The sequence below is a fragment of the Streptomyces sp. NEAU-YJ-81 genome, assembly GCF_017592595.1.
Classification (GTDB): Bacteria; Actinomycetota; Actinomycetes; order Streptomycetales; family Streptomycetaceae; genus Streptomyces; species Streptomyces hygroscopicus_B.
This window is the reverse complement of record NZ_JAGFNO010000122.1, coordinates 1-880: the sequence shown is the minus strand read 5'-3', so window position 1 is coordinate 880 and position 880 is coordinate 1. Positions and strand designations below refer to the sequence as shown.

The 880-nt window shown below is 65.8% G+C and carries 1 protein-coding gene; it reads left to right on the top strand.

Annotated elements, in window-relative coordinates; translation table 11 throughout:
* Nucleotides 1-50 precede the first annotated feature (50 nt).
* Nucleotides 51-880: acyltransferase domain-containing protein (locus tag J5X86_RS50195; RefSeq protein ID WP_243983380.1), on the top strand; the 830-nt coding region annotated here is incomplete at its 3' end.

The window sequence follows — 880 nt, the reverse complement described above, 5'->3', positions numbered from 1 at the left end:
ACGGCAAGACCGTCTTCGTCTTCCCCGGCCAGGGCGCCCAATGGCAAGGCATGGGAGCCCAACTCCTCAACACCTCACCCGTCTTCGCCACCCGCCTCCACGAATGCGCCGACGCCCTCGCCCCCTACACCGACTGGAACCTCATCGACGTCATCACCGGCGCACCCCACGCCCCTTCACTCAACCGCGTCGACGTCCTGCAACCCACCACCTTCGCCATCATGGTCTCCCTCGCCGCACTCTGGCAGGCCAACGGCATCCACCCCGACGCCGTCATCGGCCACTCCCAAGGCGAAATCGCCGCCGCCCACATCGCCGGACACCTCACCCTCACCAACGCCGCCAAAATCGTCACCCTCCGCAGCCAAACCATCGCCCACCACCTCACCGGACACGGCGCCATGATGTCCGTCCTCGCCCCCCACACATGGGTCCAAGAAGCAATAACCCCCTGGCACGGACACCTGTGGATCGCCGCCATCAACGGCCCCGCCTCCGTATCCGTCTCCGGAGACCCCGACGCCCTCGCCGAATTCGGCATCACCCTCTCCAAAGCCAAGATCTACCGCTGGCAACTCCCCGGCGTCGACTTCGCCGGACACTCCGGACACGTCGACACCATCAAAAACCAGCTACACCACCTACTCAACGGCGTCACCACCTCCCCCGGCACCGTGGCCTGGATGTCCACCGTCGACGCCGACTGGACCAACCCCACACACATCGACGCCCACTACTGGTACCGCAACCTCCGCGACACCGTCCGCTTCGAAGAAGCCACCCGAGCCCTCCTCACCCACGGCTACCGCACCTTCATCGAAGTCAGCACCCACCCCCTCCTGACCACCGCCATCCAGGACACCACCGAAACCCTCCCCGA